Below are 16,401 nucleotides of genomic sequence, written 5' to 3' on the forward strand. Positions count from 1 at the left end.
TTTTAGAGAATCGGCGAATCACCGATGAAAGGTAGAGAGCAACCTCAAAGACAAGCGGTGGATAGCGATGAACAACCTGTTTAATTTAGCCCGAAGTGGTTTAAGCACCGGTCAGGCGGCCCTGAGTGTGGTGGGCAGTAATCTGACTAACGGCATGTCCGACAACTACAGCCGCCGCAATATTTTGATTGGTGAATCAGGCGGCATGAATACCTCGCTGGGCTTTTTTGGTTACGGTGCCCAGGTGAATGGCGTCGATCGCGCTTATGACGCATTTGCCAATTCACAACTGCGCGGCTCTATCAGCAACTGGGCCGGGCTGAAAGGGCGACAGGAGCAACTGTCTGAAATCGACAACATGCTCGGCGACGAATCCGACAACGTCTCGGTTTCACTTAACAATCTGTTCAAGGCCATGGCCACGCTGAGCGGTGATGCTTCTGATGGGCCAGCGCGTTCCGCACTATTTAGTGCGCTGGGTGTATTAACGCAGCGCTTTAACGACAGCGGTAAAAAACTCACTGGGCTGGAGAAAAGCACCAACACGCACATTGAGCAGAGCGTGAAGGACATCAACAGCTACAGCGACCAGTTAGCCAATATCAATAAACAGCTGGAGCGAGTGCAGGCGCAGGGCGGTAATCCCCCCGCTGATCTGCTGGACCAACGCGATGGCTTGCTGGAAAAGCTCAGCGAACAGCTGGGTGTTGAGGTCACTGAAGACAAAGCCTCGGGCCGTGTGGATGTGACTCTGCCTGATGGGCGCCCCCTTATCGCCGGTGATCGCGCCTATAAGTTACAAACCTCGCCGTCAGCCAGCGATCCCAATAAAACCGTGGTCTCTTACGTGGGTCACAATGGCAAGCCTGAGCCACTGAGTGAAACCAGCGTCACCAAAGGCCGTCTCGCCGGATTATTTAAGTTCCGTAATGACGATCTGGCGGTGGCGCGCAATGAGTTGAACCATATCGCTTTTATGATGGCGAGCCGCTTAAACGAACAGCACCATGCGGGCTTCGATGCGGACGGCAATCCCGGTCAGGATCTGTTCTCGCTGCCGGAGATCAAAGCCCTCGCTAATAGCCAAAACACCGGCAGCGGCCGGCTCGATTCCATCCGTGTTACCGACTACAAAGCGGTGAATGCCGAAGATTATAACGTCAGCTTTGATGGCACAGACTGGCATGTTACAGGTGCGGATGGTCGCACGGTTCCGGCGACGGTGACGGGCGGCATGCTGTCATTTGACGGCGTGGAAATCGATCTACCTGCTGGCGTGAATGCGGGCGACAGCTTTAGCCTCAATCCGATGGCCGGTGCTGCTGAAGGGATTGGCCGTGCCCTGGACAGCGCCAGCAAATTTGCCGCCTCTGATGATCCTGCTGGCGGCAGTTCCAATAACAAAAATCTGGAACTGATGCTGAAAATTCAGGATGAAAAACTGATCGGCAAAAATACGCTCACCGATGCCTATACCCAACTGGTTGGCACCATCGGCTCCAATGCGCGCGCGGTTAATTCCGGACTGGAATCGGCCAAAATAGATCTCGATGACAAATTCAACACCAAACAGTCGCTTAGCGGCGTTGATATGAATGAAGAGATGGTGAATATGCAGATGTTTATGCAGTACTACCAGGCCAACAGTCAAATATTGCAAACCGCCACCACGTTATTTGACACGCTGCTATCGATTAAATAAAGGAGTCAGCGATGCGATTAAGCACTTTATATATGTTCAAACAGAATGCGGAAAGTATGTCGCAGCGTGTGAGTGAGAATAACAATATTTACTTGCGCCTCTCGGCAGGTAAATCACTGTTACGCGCATCAGACGATCCGCAAGGTGCCACCGACGCGGTAAAAAACCAGGACGCGCTGGCAAAACTGGAGTTGTACCGCAGCGTGCGATCCGGCGCGCGCAGTGCCATGGAGCACGAGGAGAGTATTCTCAGCAGCGTCGGCAGTATCATCACTACCAGCCTGACGGAGAAAATCATCGCGGCGAAAAGCGATACCTATTCCGCAGAAGACCGCGCTGCGCTGGGAAAAGAGTTATCCGGCATTCGCGGCACCTTATTTGATCTTGCTAATACGCGCGACAGTCAGGGACGCTATATTTTCTCGGGTTATCATAGTGATACTGCACCCTTTGATGCGGCAGGAAATTATCAGGGCGGTAGCGAAGCGCGCCAGCAAACCGTAGCAGATGGCACTGGCATGTCGGTTAGCCGACTGGGCGATGCGGTATTTGGTGACATCTTTGCCGATCTGGATAAGGCGGTGGCGGAGTTGAGCCGTGATCCTATCGACAGAGACGAACTGGAGAAAGCCCTGAGCGCTGCCAGCCAGGCGGTCGACAAAGGCATGGATCGATTGGGCAAAGCGCAGGCTGAACTGGGCACCCATCTGCAGCAACTTGATAGCCTCGATTTAAGCGGTGAGAGTTTGATCAATGACACCATCGTCAAAGTACAAAATGCGATTGGCGCAGATTACGGCACCATGACATCGTTAATTATGGATTCTAAGATGTCTGAATATGCGTTAAATGCGTCGATGATGGTCTTTCAGTCGATGCAAAAAATGAACTTGTTCAATAAATTATAAATTTACCTTTCTGATTCTCAATATCATCGTGTAGCGCGAGAGTAAATCCTATGTTTAATAAAATAAAAATCTACACTGCGGTCAGCTTGATTATCGTGATGTTTGCTGTCGTCCTCTTTTCTACCGTCACTTTTTCGCTATTTAACGCTTATTCCAATAACGAGAACTTTAATAAAATACAGATCGCCTCGTATAGTAATAATCAGATGCGCGATGCTGCCTATAACATCAGTGCAGCACTGGCTAACACCAACGGCATTATGCTGCTGCAGGCGCAGGGAGAAACGGCCTCGCCAACGCTGCTGCAAACCACGGCGCTGATCCTGAAAAGCGCTGAAGAAGATATGCAGCAGTTTATGAGCTCACCGTTCAACAGCGAAGAGGAAACCAAAGTCGCCGAAGAGGTGAACACCGCTTTTAAAGCGGTGTATGACGTGGTGCAGATTAAACTGGATCAGCTCCAGCGCCAGGAGAGTTATCGCGGTTCACTGGAAAGTGAACTGGGGTTGCGCACCACATTGAATCAACGCATTGAGGGCTATAACCAGATTAATTTTAAGCAGAATCAGGAGTATGTCAGCCACGCGGCGAGCAATTACCGCACCATGCTGGTGATTGGGATCAGCGTTACCGTTCTGGCGGCACTCTTACTGATTAGTGTGCGTATCTGGCTGCGCAAGACGCTGGTGCGTCGTATGGAAGGCACGGTTGAGGTACTGAAACGCGTGGCGGCAGGTGATTTGAGCCGCCGCGTCGAGATCGGCAGCGCCAATGAAATCGGCACTATGCTGAGCGAATTGGAACAAATGCGCGTGTCGCTGACCGGCACCATTCTCAGTATTCGTGAGAGTGTGCAGCACATTCATACCAATGCGCAGGAAATTGCCCAGGGCAACAGCGATCTATCTGCGCGTACCGAGGAGCAGGCAGCCTCGTTGCAGCAGACCGCCGCCAGTATGGAGGAGATCAAAACCACGGTGCGGCAGAATGCCGACAACGCCCACACCGCGCGCCAGCTGGCGGTTAGTGCCAGCGACAATGCGCAGCAGGGCGGCAATGTGATGCAAAGTCTGGAGCAGATCATGGCGCAGATCACCGTCAGCTCGCGCCAAATCGCCGATATCAACGGCGTGATTGACAGCATTGCTAATCAAACCAATATCCTGGCGCTGAATGCCGCAGTCGAAGCGGCACGCGCCGGTGAACAGGGACGTGGTTTCGCGGTGGTGGCTGAAGAGGTGCGTAACCTCGCCAGGCGCAGCGCTGATGCAGCCAAAGAGATCAATCAGCTGATCCACACCTGCGTCAGCAATATGGATACGGGATCGCGCCAGGTGAAACAGGCCAGCGTCGTGATGCAGGATATCGTCAGCTCGGTGGCGCAGGTGACGCAGATTATGGGGGAAATTACCTCAGCGTCAGATGAGCAGAGCACCGGTATCAACCAGATTTCGCAGGCGGTAAACGAAATGGATCTGGTGACTCAACAGAACGCGGCGATGGTGGAAGAAGCCGCGATGGCGGCTGGTGGATTAGAAGCGCAGTCCGACGCGCTGGAGAAGCTGGTGGCACAGTTTGTGTTAACTCATGAAGGCTCCGCACAACCGGCTCGTTTGGTCAATAAAGTGAATAACCGCCATCAGGATCTGATATCGGAAAAAGAGAATACGCAGTGGGAATCGTTCTAACGTATTATCCATTAGTGAAATAAAGAGATTAAATAGCCCAGGTACTAAGAGCTTATTGCGCTATATAAATAATAACGCTCAGCTGATAATTAATAACAAGACTATCAGATGGGTGGCAATATGGATAGGTTATATAATGCATCCGGTCTGAATGATAAAAACGAACTGTGGCTAACCTACCATTATCTGGTGCGGCAGGAAGTGTTACGCCTGCAAAAAAGATTACCGGCTAGCGTCGAGTTCGATGATCTCATTCAGGCAGGTGCGATAGGATTTATTGCTGCGGTTGACAGTTATGACGCGAAGAAAGGTGTCACGCTCAGCGCCTGGATTACACAACGCGTGCGCTGGGCGTTAATCGATGAATTGCGAGAACGTGATTGGGTGCCGCGTCGGGTCAGAACCCATTCGCGTGAGATATCTGCGGTTATCCAGATAATTGAACAGGAGCAGGGCGCCAGTGCCAGTGAAAGAGATATTGCCGAACGAATGGGCGTATCGCTGCGGGATTTTCAACAGATGCTGGCAGATAATAACAACAGCCAACTTTTTTCCATGGATGAATTGCAAGAGCATTATGCCGATCTTTGGGAACAAGCTGATGAAGAACATGCCTTGCTGAACCCCCTGCATCACTCTATTCAGGAGGATTTGATTGAGCGTATTGCTGACTACGTACGTTATATTCCTGAGCGGGAGCAGCGCATCTTACAGTTTTATTATCACTATGATCTCAATATGCGCGAGATTGCTTTACTTCTCGACATTACGGAAACACGAGTGAGTCAACTTCACAGTCTGGCAATAAAACGTTTGCGTAGTCGAATGGATTATGATGGAGCAATCTAAAGTGATGCAGCACCTGCAAAGTTGTAAAAGGACATCATCGATAATTAATAACAATTAATAATATTATTATCGTTATTAATCATTTGGTTAGTTGGGTTTTTCATGTGAGGGTTTTCTGACGTGTTGTTACGGAAATTTCTGATGGCTATCATTTTTTCATTGCTGGATGCGGCTCAATCGTCGGCTGTTGGGATGATCGATAGTCACAAAAATGTTCACCCTACGACCACACGATTATCAGCATCACATGGGGAATGGATATTCCTCTCTTAATGACCTCTGCTTTGCACGATAAATATAAGGTGTTATCAATGTCTGACTTTGATGAGTATCTTCAGCATATCCACGATATGAATTTATCTTACCTTCTACTGGCGCAACAATTAATTCGACAGGATAAATTTGCGGCAGGTTTTCGCCTTGGATTATCGGAGTCTACCACTGATAATTTGAAGGCGCTGACGTTACCCCAATTGATGAAGCTGGCCTCGACCAATCAATTAATTTGCCGCTTACGCATTGATGATGAAGTCTTGATTGAGAATCTCACGAAAGAATCGCGGATTGAGGCTCTGCAGAAAATTCACACCGGCATTATCTTGTCGACGGATTTGCTTAATTCAATTAATAAAGAACCTATGGCTGTGGATTAAGGGGGCGAGAATGAGTGAAAGAAATTTATTGCAGGAAGTGCATGACGTTCAAATCGCCATGGAGTTGATCTCTCTCGGAGCACGTATGCAGGTTTTAGAATCTGAGACATCTCTAAGTCGACGACGACTATTACGCTTGTATAAGGAGTTACGTGGATGCCCACCACCGAAAGGCATGTTGCCTTTCTCCGAAGACTGGTTTATGTCGTGGGAACAGAATATTCACTCGTCGATGTTTTATAACATCTACCTGTATTTGAAAGTGACGGAAAAAGGTCCGCCGATTAACGTGTTGATGAAAACGTATCGGCTCTATCTGGAACAGTGTTACGGTCAGAGTCATGAGGAGCCCATATTAGGTCTGACGCGCGCCTGGACGTTAGTTCGCTTTATTGAGTGCGGCATTATTTCCCGTAAAGCGTGCCGGATCTGTCAGGGGGGATATGTGGTGATCACCGAGAACATCAAGAAACCCTTTACCTGCAGTTTGTGCAGCCCACCCTCACGCGCCAGTAAAAAATCTCAGGTTGACCACGTTAATCAACGGCACATTCAGGCCGCCGCCACTTTTATGCCGGTCATTGCCTGAGGCGCTAGCCCTATTTCAGTGACAAGAAAGTCATACGCCCGTGGCCAGTCTGGCGCGGGCTATCAATAATACAAGGAGCAATCGTGTTAGTTATTTTTGGCTATCTTGTTGTTATATCAACAGTGTTTGGCGGATTTATGCTGGCTGGCGGTCAAATGGCCGCGCTGTTTCAACCTATCGAACTGCTGATCATTGGTGGCGCGGGTATGGGTGCCTTTCTGGTGGGCAACAATATTAAGTCGCTGAAGGCCACGGGCAAAGCGCTGGTAAAGCTGTTTGTTGGCCGCAGCTACAGCAAAGCGATTTACATGGATTTGATGGCTTTGCTGTTCCTCTTGCTGTCGAAGAGTCGCATGCAAGGGTTGATGTCGCTGGAGAAGGACATTGAAGAACCGGAAAGCAGTGAGATCTTCAGCGCCTATCCGCGTCTGCTCAATGACCCCATGCTAAAAAATTTCGTGCTGGATTATTTTCGCCTGATGATCGCCGGCAGCATGAATGCGCATGAAATCGAAGCGCTGATGGATGAAGAGATTGAAACCTGCGAAGAGGAGCTGGAAGTGCCGGCTAACAGCATGAACACGCTGGGTGATGGCTTTCCCGCTTTCGGAATCGTAGCGGCGGTGATGGGGGTGGTGAATGCGCTGGCCGCCGCCGATCGACCGGCCTCCGAGCTGGGCGTGCTGATCGCCCACGCCATGGTCGGCACCTTCCTTGGCATCCTGCTGGCGTACGGTTTTGTATTGCCGCTCGCCACGCTACTACGACAGAAGAGCAGCGATCAGGTCAAAATTTTGCAGTGCATCAAAGTCACGCTGCTCTCCAGCCTAAATGGCTATGCGCCGCAGATTGCGGTGGAATTTGGTCGCAAAACCATCTTCACCAGCGAACGCCCCTCCTTTGAAGAGCTGGAAGAGCACGTGCGTAGCGTGAAATCGAACGCCAGCAAAATGAAGCCGTCGGACGCCAGCGCATGAAGGACGGCAGCCCGGTCATCATCGTTCGCCGCCGTAAAAAGCATAAACATGCGCATCATGGGGGGACGTGGAAAATCGCTTATGCCGATTTCATCACCGCGATGATGGCGTTCTTTTTAGTGATGTGGCTACTGTCGCAGTCCACCGCGCAGCAACGCGAAATGATTGCCGATTACTTTCGCACCCCGTTAAAAACCACGCTGGCGCAGGGCAACAAAGCCAGCCTCAGCGACAGCGTCATTCCCGGCGGCGGGGACGATCTGATTAAACAGCAGGGCGAAGTCTATAAAAGCAGGCTGGATGCGTTAAAGCGCCAGATGGAGAGCCTGAAGCGGGCAAAACAGAAACTGCAGCAGATGATTGCCACCGATCCCCGACTGAATAATTTCCAGTCAAATCTGCTGCTGACGCTCACGCAGGATGGTCTGCTGATTCAGATTACCGATTCGCAACAGCGCCCGATGTTCAAGCTGGGCAGCGAGCAGCCCGAACCCTACATGTTGGGCATTCTGGAGGCGTTGGTGCCGCTGCTCAACGAGTTGCCGAATGCGATCAGTTTGACCGGCCACACCGATTCGCTGCCCTACGCGGGCGGTGTCAGTGGATACAGCAACTGGGAACTGTCAGCGGGACGTTCCAACGCCACGCGACGCGTGCTGACCCATAGCGGATTGGCGGATGAACGTTTTCTGCGGGTGATTGGCACCGCCAGCCGTATGCCGCTGGAAGAAAGTAGACCAGAGGATCCGCGTAATCGCCGCATCAGCATTCTTGTCCTCAGCCACATGAAAGAGCAGGAGATCCAGATGGAAAATACCCTCGCGCAGCACCCTGATGCCCTATTGCAGGATGCCTCCATTCAGCCTGTTGAAGGACACTCCGATGGAATTGAATGATTTTTCGCAGATATTTTTCAGTGAAGCTGAAGAGTTGCTGGCAGAGATGGAACTGCACCTGTTGCAGCTGGATATTGCCGCGCCCGATATTGAGCAGCTCAATGCCATCTTTCGCGCCGCGCACTCGCTGAAGGGCGGGGCGGGTACCTTTGGTTTTGATGCGCTGCAGAAAACCACCCATCTGCTGGAAAACCTGCTGGATGAGGCGCGCAGCGGTGAACGCAGGCTTAACCGGGCAACGGTTCAGCTGTTGCTGGAGAGCAAAGACATCATGCAAAACCAGCTTGCCGCGTACCGCGCGTCTCAGCCGCCCGATGAGGCGCGCTTTCAATACATCTGCGAAGCCCTGCGGCAGATTGCGCTTGAGGCTGCCGAGCCAGCTGCGATAGCAGGTGATGCCGCTGAAGCTGAATTATGCATTACGCTGAGTGATGTCGAAGAAGGCGAACAAACGCTGCTCAGACAAGAGCTGGAAAACCTCGGATCGCTGCGCCATCAGGAGCAGACGTCGAAAAGCCTGAAAGTGGTGCTCGCCACCGCTACGCCAGCCGACGATATTCGTGCGGTGCTTGGTTTTGTGCTGAATGACACGCAGATCGCTATTGAACCGGTGGTCGCCGTACCTGCTGCCCCCACATTGACTGCGGAACCCGAGCCCACGGCTTCCGTATTGGCTGCACCTTCTGCGCCGACATCTACGGTGCCGCTTACTGCTCCGGCGCCAACCGCGTCCCCGGGCACTTCTACTGCTCCGGCGCCAACCGCGTCCCCGGGCACTTCTACTGCTCCGGCGCCAGCCACGTCTACGGCCACGTCTATACCCCCGGCACCCACGCCTTCTACCGCGCCGCGTGCGGCCAGCCAGGAATCCAGCAGCATTCGTGTTGCCGTTAGCAAAGTCGATCAAATCATTAATCAGGTCGGCGAGCTGATCATCACCCAGGCAATGCTGTCTCAGCTCACCCAAACATTGGATAACGCCAATCATGACGCGTTGCTCAACTGCGTGGCGCAAATGGAGCGCAACACGCGTGAACTGCAAGAGTCGGTGATGTCGATTCGTATGATGCCGATGGACTACGTTTTTAGCCGTTTTCCTCGTCTGGTGCACGATCTCGGTTCGCGTCTCGACAAAGAGATTGAGCTGACGCTGAAAGGCGGTTCCGCCGAGCTGGATAAAAGCCTGATTGAACGCATTATCGATCCGCTGACTCACCTGGTGCGCAATAGTCTCGACCACGGCATTGAAGCCAAAGCACAGCGCATTGCCCAGGGCAAACCGGGCACCGGCAATCTGACGCTCTCCGCTGAACATCACGGCGGCAATATCGTGATCGAAGTAACGGATGATGGCGCGGGCTTGAACAGGGAAAAAATTCTCGCCAAAGCGCGCTCGCAGGGCATGAGCATTAGCGACACGCTCAGCGATGACGAAGTGTGGATGCTCATCTTCGCCGCCGGATTCTCCACCGCAGAAAGTGTCACCGATGTCTCCGGGCGCGGCGTGGGTATGGATGTGGTGCGGCGAAATATTCTGGCGATGGGCGGCCATGTGGAAGTGCAATCGCGGCAGGGCAAGGGCACCACAGTGCGCATCCTGTTGCCGCTGACGCTGGCGATCCTCGACGGCATGTTGGTCAGAGTGGCCGAGGAGATTTATGTGTTGCCGCTGGGTGCGGTGATGGAATCGCTGATGCCGCAGGAGGAGATGCTGTACCGCTATGTGGGTGACGAACGTTTGCTGCAGGTGCGCGGCGAGTATTTGCCGCTGGTGATGCTGCGTCAGCGTTTTTCGGTAAGCGGGCAAGCCCCGAGTGATAACGGCATCGTGGTGATTGTGCAGAGTGCCGGCTGCCGCTACGCGCTGTGGGTCGATCAACTGATTGGCCAGCAGCAGGTGGTAGTGAAAAACCTCGAACAAAACTATCGCAAAGTGACCGGCGTGTCTGCTGCCACCATTCTCGGTGATGGCAGCGTGGCGCTGATTCTGGATGTGGTTGAGCTGGCAACCTTAGCGCATCCACAGGAAAACGCTGACCGTCTGCGTGTCAGCCAACAGGAGGTAGCAGCATGACATTATCGAAAGCGCTTCAGAGTGATACGGCAGCGCAGGAGTATCTGATTTTTCGTCTCGGCGATGAAGAGTACGGCATCGATATTCTCAAAGTGCAGGAGATCCGTGGCTGCGACCGGGCGACGCGCGTGCCCAATGCGCCGGACTTTCTCACCGGTGTGACCAACCTGCGCGGTGTCATCGTGCCGATTGTAGATTTGCGCGTGCGGTTCAGCCTCCAGGTGGTTCACCAGAATGAGAACACCGTCGTGATTGTGCTGAATCTCAGCGACCGCATTGTCGGTATTGTCGTGGATGGCGTGGTGGACGTGTTGTCACTGGATCACGAGCAGATCAAACCCACGCCAGATGTCTCGGCAGCGCTTTCCAGCCGTTATTTGTTGGGTCTGGGTGTGGTGGATAATCGTATGATGATTTTGGTGAATATTGAGAAACTGCTAAGCCGTGAGGAGTTGGATGCCATGGATGCTGTGACCGATGCGTTAGCGTAGCGGCACCGCGCTATCTTTTACGCTACCAGGCGGATGAGATTGCATGGCAGAATAGCCGCTCGTTTAACAGGAGGTGGATCATGACCGACGAAATCGACCAGCGTATCTACGAATTAGTACGTCGCTACGACGGCGTCTATCTGTTTAAACAAAAAACGCTGACGCCACAGATCGATATCGATACCGATCTTAACTTCGAGCGCGAAGAAGCGCAGGCATTAATGGACGAGTTCTTCAGCGAATTCGAGGTGGATCGCGGCGGATTTATGATTGATACCTACTATCCGGAAGAACCGTCACTGGCGCAGATCCTGAATCCCTTCAATAAGCGAGAAGTCCCGGTGGTGCCGGACTTTACCCTGGGTATGCTGATTGAATCCGCCAAAGCAGGGCGTTGGCTGTATGAGTAATACCAACGCCCCGCGATCACTTCACGTGCAGTTGCGGTTAATAATCGTGCCGTTCCAGCACGAAACGCGCGTTGAGCTTTCTTAAAAACTCAAATGTGGTCATGCAAGGAACACCAAATTGGCGGCAGATATTGGGCACTTTCACTTTGCGTGCGTTGGCAGGCAGAGGAAGTTCATGCGTGATAACGGTAGCCCCGATGCTTTTACTTTTTGCGATAATCCATGGGTCAGCTTTTGCCAGAAATAAATCGCGTGACCCTGGATTGAAATCGGCTTTCATTACACCTTCCTCTATTTGCTAAAAAATCAGCTGGGTATCATGATCATCATTAGCAATGAAATGTGCAGGCCTCGCTTTTACCCAGTCTGATAGCTCATCATTTCCGTCTCGTAATTCGCGGGCGATCATGTCTACGCTGCCGACAATGTTGAATGCAAACTGTCTATCCAGCCATTCCCAATAGCCGGGGCAAATATCCATTCCGTAATAAAAGTTTTTCGCCATGATATAAGTGTTTGCATCCAGCAAATATTTCAAAGCCCCATCTCCTCTGCAAATTTTGATAGCCTGGAAGGCTGCATACCATCCAGCAAATCGCTGGCTTCACGTAATAACATTTGACCACTCAGTGCCTGGCTTAAGACAGCACGAGAAAAAGAGGGGCTTATTTGTGCCTTCTTCGTTCTGAAATAACTGGGACCGCCGCTATCATTTTTACTGCGCTGTTGATGGGCAAGTTTCTGCTCTTGGATAAATTGCTGATAATCCTCATGGGAAATCAACTGAAGTGTCAAAGCTCTGCGGGCGATGACCCAACAACTGACATGAAAATGCCCTTCCAGCGGGGCAAGATTTTCGCGCCAGTTTTCCTTATAGGTATTCCATAAAGAGAGGAATTCACTCGCCGGAACCAGGAATTCGGCAGCAACGGCATTGCACAGGATTTCTTCCTGTCTGTGAGTTGATGTGCCTCCATCAGAAACACCGGATTGTCCAATCCAGATATGACCAAGCTCATGAATTAACGTAAATAGTCGAGCGCCGGGTGTATCTGCATGATTTATGAAAATAATGGGAGCAAAATCATCCGCAATGGCGAATCCTCTAAACTCATCCACGTTGAAAGGACGCGTATGATGATTGAGATAAGGCGCTCGCATTACCAGAATACCGAGATCTTCGATACGCTTTATCAATTCATTGTAATAGCTCTCCCAGGTACCGCGTGTTGGGTGCGCCGGTAGATTAAGCTTGTGGCGCATATCCTCAACTATCGCGTTAGCTGAACTGCCGACGGTAAAACGCCCACTAATATTGGGTGCCGCAATTAACTGTTGCTGTAAGTACTCTCTGTACCATTCCTGGCGCATCAGCATAACTTTCAACAGGTCGATCAATTCAGCACTTGGGCGCAGTGGCCCTTTGCTGCCAATTGTGCGCAAGTCTGGGATGGGCAGTTGTTCTTCGGGAGGATGGGGCAGGAAAAGGTAGCCAAAGGGAACATGTACTTTGCCAGCAAACGCCATTGCCTGATTGAATGTTAAGGGTTGCTGGCCACTTTCCCATTCCTGTAGACGTTCCAGGCTGATGCCGCACTTTTGTGCCAATTTATCCAGGGTAAAACCTGCCCGTTCGCGGGACCAACTGAGCATGGCAGGATTAATATTGGCAATTGTCATAAGGCATCGGGCGTTCAATGAATGTGATGAGAGTATGTGCGCAAGCTTTGAGTCGTTCAATACCTGACCAAATAACGCGTTCCACTCAAGCCAATGTGGCTCATTACGTGAGACGTTAACGCCGATGTTTCCATCAACCCAGCGGTCATGCCACTTCAGACTCCTTTTCTGCTCTAATATCAGCGCGCCAGTTGCCGTTCACTTATTAAAAAAAAAAGAGGAAATAGTGAGTTTTATTTTCTTGCGGGGCATCCGATTCACTGGTGTGGCGTCATTATCACGCAGGATCATGGAAAACCTATCAGCGCAAAAAATTCACTTCTCCCGCGCACTAAAAATCATCACACTAGCCACCTTTACCGTTATGGAGTGATGGCATGAAAACCCGATTGCTGCTGGCGTTCGCGCTGCTCACCAGTTTGAGCGTGCCATTGCTGGCAGATGAAGATGGCGTCTCCTTCAGCCATAAAGACTGGGAACTCGCCTGCGACAATACCTTAACCTGCCGCGCTGCGGGTTACAGCGCTGAAGAGGGCGCGGGTGGTTCAGTCCTGCTCACACGTGAGGGCGGGCCCAATGCACCGACCCATGGACGCGTGGTGCTGGCCGATACTGGCGATGATGACTCCAGGCAAGTGGATGCACTGGCGCTGTGGATTGATGATCACGCGCAGGGCGAGGTCACCAAAGTCGAGAACGATGAGTGGACGCTGACCGATGCGCAAACGCTGGCGCTGATTAATGCCATCAAAGGCAGTAGCAAAGTGGAGTTTCGCGGCGGCGAAGAGCCGTTCGAGCTTTCCAGCAATGGTGCCTTTGCCACGCTGCTGAAGATGGACGATGCACAGGGTCGTCTGAGTACGCCTGGCGCGCTGGTGCGCAAGGGCAATAAGCCTGAAAACAGTGTTCCTGCGGCGGTCGCAATGCCGGTGATTCAGCAGGTCAAAGTTGAGAAAGCCGCGCCTCGTCCGTTGAGTGCGGATGAACTGGCGTTGCTCAAGCCGAAGCTGATTGCTTCGCTGACCGATGACGACAGCTGCGATAATCTGGACCCTACGGATGATCAACCTGAAGAGGGCGCTGAGCCGCTCACGTTAACGCCAGTGGATGATACGCATGTGCTGATTGCCGCGCTGTGCTGGCGCGGTGCCTATAACGAAGGCTATGGCTATTGGCTGATGGATCGTGCATTTCAGGGTAAACCGCAGCTGATCACCGATTCCGGTTCCGATTACAGCCAGGGCGTGATTTCCGAGGCGCAGAAAGGCCGCGGTATTGGCGACTGCTGGAGTACAGCGGCCTGGGTATGGGATGGCAAGGATTTCGTGCAGAGCAGTGATGCTACCACCGGCATGTGTCGTGCGATTCGCGCTGGCGGTGCATGGCAATTGCCGACCCTGGTCACTGAGGTGAAGCCCGCCTCTTAATGCGTTGTGAGATTTTGTGAAGCCGGCACAAGGGCCTAATCGCCCTACACGCCCTGAGTTGGGTTCAGTGAAGTTGCAGCATTGAAAGTAGATTGAGTAGAGGGCGCGACCTGGCGCCCTCTCACGGTGATGAGGCGTTATTTACCGCAACACTGCTTGTACTTCTTGCCGCTGCCGCACGGGCAGGGATCGTTACGGCCGGTTTTCTCGCCCGCGAAGTGTGGCAGTTGGGGTTCCGGATCGGGCTGTGCCATGCGCTGTTCCTGCCAGTATTCATGCAACTCCAGCGCCGCCGGGCGAATGGCGTCAATGCTGGCCTCAAACTCCTCTGGCGAGAACGCTTCACGCTTTGCCAATTCCGCTTCACTGCCGTGCAGCGTGATGGCGGCCATCGCCGGTTGCAGGCTTTCAGGCAGTTGATCCCAATCTTGATCTAACGCTACGCCGCGCAGATAGCCATAACACCAGTCTTCCACCACAGTGAACTCCTGACCTTCCATCTCCTGCATGCCAAACAGGGGATCAAACTGATCCGGAAAATCAGCCAGACGCTCAGCAATGTCGTTGAAGTGCTGGAAAATCAGCGCTATAAAGCGATCCATTTCACGCTCGTTGGCCCATTTGGGAATGTGTTTCTTGTCGCCCCACAGCGCCACCAGCCACTCACTCGGTTCGATATCGTTCGGGCCGGAGAGCAGAGCCGTCAGCATGCCATCCAGCTCGGAAGTATCCACCACCGACTGTTCATTGCCGTATTTCTCCAGCATATCTTCCAGCCAGTTCAGTTCTTTCTCGGTTAACGGGCCTTGGTTCATACGGCATCTCCTGTGCGGTGCGGGTAGGCAAAATTTTGACGGCGCGATTATAGCGGTAAGCGGCACGGATTTACCGCTTTTTGCATATAGATTGCTGAAGCTTTCCTAAAAATCATTCGCCATAACATATTGCGCAACAGTATTGGCTGGAATGGAACGCGAGTGGCAGCGTAAACGCAGAACTTTACTGCGTTAAGGACCAAATTGTATGGCAGAAACATTGCCGGTGCTGGATTTGGCACTGCTGGAACTCCCGGATGCTGATCAGTCGCCTTATCTCGCCGAACTGCGCACCACGGCGCGCGATGTCGGTTTTTTCTACCTGATCAATCATGGCATCAATCCACAGTTGCTGCAGAACGTGCAAAGCATCACCCAGGCGTTTTTTGCCCTGCCGGATGAGGAGAAGCAGCGTGTCTCGATGATCCACTCACCGCATTTCCGCGGCTACAACCGGGCTGGCGTGGAATATACCCGTGAGCAACGCGACCAGCGCGAGCAGTTTGATATTGGCGCGGAACGTGTGGCGTTAGCGTTACAAGCGGGCGATCCCGCCTGGAAGCGTCTGCAGGGGCCAAATCTATGGCCAGAGACGCTGCCGCAACTCAGGCCAGTGATCCACGCCTGGCAGCAGGCGATGACCGGGATTGCACTGCGCCTGTTGCGTGCGTTTGCCAAATCGTTGTCGCTGCCGCCAGATGCATTTGATGCACTGTACGGCACGCATCCCAACGAGCATGTGAAACTGATTCGTTATCCCGGCCAGGCCAGCGATGCCAGCCAGCAGGGCGTCGGCGCGCACAAAGATTCAGGCTTCCTGACGTTTCTGCTACAGGATGAGCAGCCCGGCTTACAGGTTGAAGTGATGCCGGGTCACTGGGTGGATGCATTGCCGAAACCGGGCGCATTTGTGGTGAATATCGGCGAATTGCTGGAGATTGCGACCAATGGTTATCTGCGTGCCACGGTTCACCGTGTGGTATCGCCACCTGCACGCAAAGAGCGTGTTTCCATCGCCTTTTTCCTCGGTGCACAGCTGGATGCCGAAGTGCCGATTTATCAATTACCGCCGCAGCTGGCGGCAGAAGCGCACGGGCCGACCAGCGATCCCGCCAATCCCTTGCTGCGTGAAGTGGGCTGGAACTATCTCAAAGGGCGTTTGCGATCGCATCGCGACGTGGCAGCGCGTTACTACGCCGACGCCCAGAACACGGTTCAATCATAATAAAAGTAAGGAAAGCA

15 protein-coding genes and 1 pseudogene are annotated in these 16,401 nt (G+C 52.6%); 13 read left to right on the forward strand and 3 right to left on the reverse strand.

The annotated features are described in order from the left end of the window. Positions 1 to 67: 67 nt before the first annotated feature. The 11 genes from flgK to JK231_RS20630 all read left to right on the forward strand — a co-directional run bounded on the left by flgK (position 68) and on the right by JK231_RS20630 (position 11,237). Positions 68 to 1,702 carry a flagellar hook-associated protein FlgK gene (gene flgK, locus JK231_RS20580; protein WP_097118264.1) on the forward strand — a complete coding sequence of 545 codons (1,635 nt, stop codon included), beginning with the start codon at positions 68 to 70 and terminating at the stop codon, positions 1,700 to 1,702. Positions 1,703 to 1,713: 11 nt separating this feature from the next. Further along, positions 1,714 to 2,610, forward strand: coding sequence for a flagellar hook-associated protein FlgL (flgL, locus tag JK231_RS20585; protein ID WP_160833950.1), 897 nt, complete (start codon positions 1,714 to 1,716; stop codon positions 2,608 to 2,610). Positions 2,611 to 2,660: 50 nt separating this feature from the next. Continuing rightward, positions 2,661 to 4,298: a methyl-accepting chemotaxis protein gene (locus JK231_RS20590; protein WP_211729358.1), complete on the forward strand. Its 1,638-nt coding sequence runs from the start codon at positions 2,661 to 2,663 to the stop codon at positions 4,296 to 4,298. 120 nt (positions 4,299 to 4,418) lie between these two features. Continuing rightward, on the forward strand, positions 4,419 to 5,147 hold the full coding sequence (fliA, locus tag JK231_RS20595) for an RNA polymerase sigma factor FliA (RefSeq protein ID WP_097118404.1): 729 nt from the start codon (positions 4,419 to 4,421) through the stop codon (positions 5,145 to 5,147). Positions 5,148 to 5,458: 311 nt separating this feature from the next. Further along, a complete protein-coding gene (flhD, locus tag JK231_RS20600; RefSeq protein WP_097118267.1) occupies positions 5,459 to 5,800 on the forward strand; it encodes a flagellar transcriptional regulator FlhD in 342 nt (113 codons plus the stop codon). Between the two features lie 10 nt (positions 5,801 to 5,810). Further along, the gene (flhC, locus tag JK231_RS20605) at positions 5,811 to 6,389 is read left to right on the forward strand and encodes a flagellar transcriptional regulator FlhC (protein ID WP_211729359.1); all 579 of its coding nucleotides are present in this window, start codon (positions 5,811 to 5,813) and stop codon (positions 6,387 to 6,389) included. A gap of 83 nt (positions 6,390 to 6,472) precedes the next feature. Further along, on the forward strand, positions 6,473 to 7,366 hold the full coding sequence (motA, locus tag JK231_RS20610; RefSeq protein ID WP_160833952.1) for a flagellar motor stator protein MotA: 894 nt from the start codon (positions 6,473 to 6,475) through the stop codon (positions 7,364 to 7,366). Further along, the gene (gene motB / locus JK231_RS20615) at positions 7,363 to 8,262 is read left to right on the forward strand and encodes a flagellar motor protein MotB (RefSeq protein WP_097118270.1); all 900 of its coding nucleotides are present in this window, start codon (positions 7,363 to 7,365) and stop codon (positions 8,260 to 8,262) included. The genes motA and motB overlap by 4 nt, the downstream gene beginning before the upstream one ends. Further along, a complete protein-coding gene (gene cheA / locus JK231_RS20620) occupies positions 8,249 to 10,336 on the forward strand; it encodes a chemotaxis protein CheA (RefSeq protein ID WP_211729360.1) in 2,088 nt (695 codons plus the stop codon). Before motB ends, cheA begins: the two co-directional genes overlap by 14 nt. After that, entirely contained in the window at positions 10,333 to 10,827 is a 495-nt protein-coding gene (locus JK231_RS20625; RefSeq protein WP_034826310.1) for a chemotaxis protein CheW, read from the forward strand. The genes cheA and JK231_RS20625 overlap by 4 nt, the downstream gene beginning before the upstream one ends. Positions 10,828 to 10,907: 80 nt before the next feature. After that, positions 10,908 to 11,237: a DUF1493 family protein gene (locus JK231_RS20630; protein WP_249221771.1), complete on the forward strand. Its 330-nt coding sequence runs from the start codon at positions 10,908 to 10,910 to the stop codon at positions 11,235 to 11,237. A gap of 37 nt (positions 11,238 to 11,274) precedes the next feature. Here the strand turns inward: JK231_RS20630 and JK231_RS25555 are convergent. Continuing rightward, a pseudogene (locus JK231_RS25555) lies at positions 11,275 to 11,775 on the reverse strand (DUF4411 family protein). Continuing rightward, the gene (locus tag JK231_RS20645; protein ID WP_160833957.1) at positions 11,772 to 12,917 is read right to left on the reverse strand and encodes an ImmA/IrrE family metallo-endopeptidase; all 1,146 of its coding nucleotides are present in this window, start codon (positions 12,915 to 12,917) and stop codon (positions 11,772 to 11,774) included. Before JK231_RS20645 ends, JK231_RS25555 begins: the two are co-directional and overlap by 4 nt. 377 nt (positions 12,918 to 13,294) lie before the next feature. Between JK231_RS20645 and JK231_RS20650 the strand changes: the two genes are divergently transcribed. Next, on the forward strand, positions 13,295 to 14,344 hold the full coding sequence (locus JK231_RS20650) for a DUF1176 domain-containing protein (RefSeq protein WP_097118275.1): 1,050 nt from the start codon (positions 13,295 to 13,297) through the stop codon (positions 14,342 to 14,344). Positions 14,345 to 14,481: 137 nt separating this feature from the next. Here JK231_RS20650 and JK231_RS20655 read toward each other — a convergent pair whose 3' ends face one another. Beyond that, on the reverse strand, positions 14,482 to 15,159 hold the full coding sequence (locus JK231_RS20655) for a YecA family protein (RefSeq protein ID WP_097118276.1): 678 nt from the start codon (positions 15,157 to 15,159) through the stop codon (positions 14,482 to 14,484). Between the two features lie 208 nt (positions 15,160 to 15,367). On the opposite strand from JK231_RS20655, the gene JK231_RS20660 reads away from it, so the two are divergent. After that, complete coding sequence (locus JK231_RS20660; RefSeq protein WP_211729363.1) at positions 15,368 to 16,384, forward strand: isopenicillin N synthase family oxygenase; 1,017 nt, start codon at positions 15,368 to 15,370, stop codon at positions 16,382 to 16,384. Positions 16,385 to 16,401 lie beyond the last annotated feature (17 nt).

The sequence above is a fragment of the Pantoea sp. JGM49 genome (genome assembly GCF_018257655.1).
GTDB lineage: Bacteria > Pseudomonadota > Gammaproteobacteria > Enterobacterales > Enterobacteriaceae > Pantoea > Pantoea communis.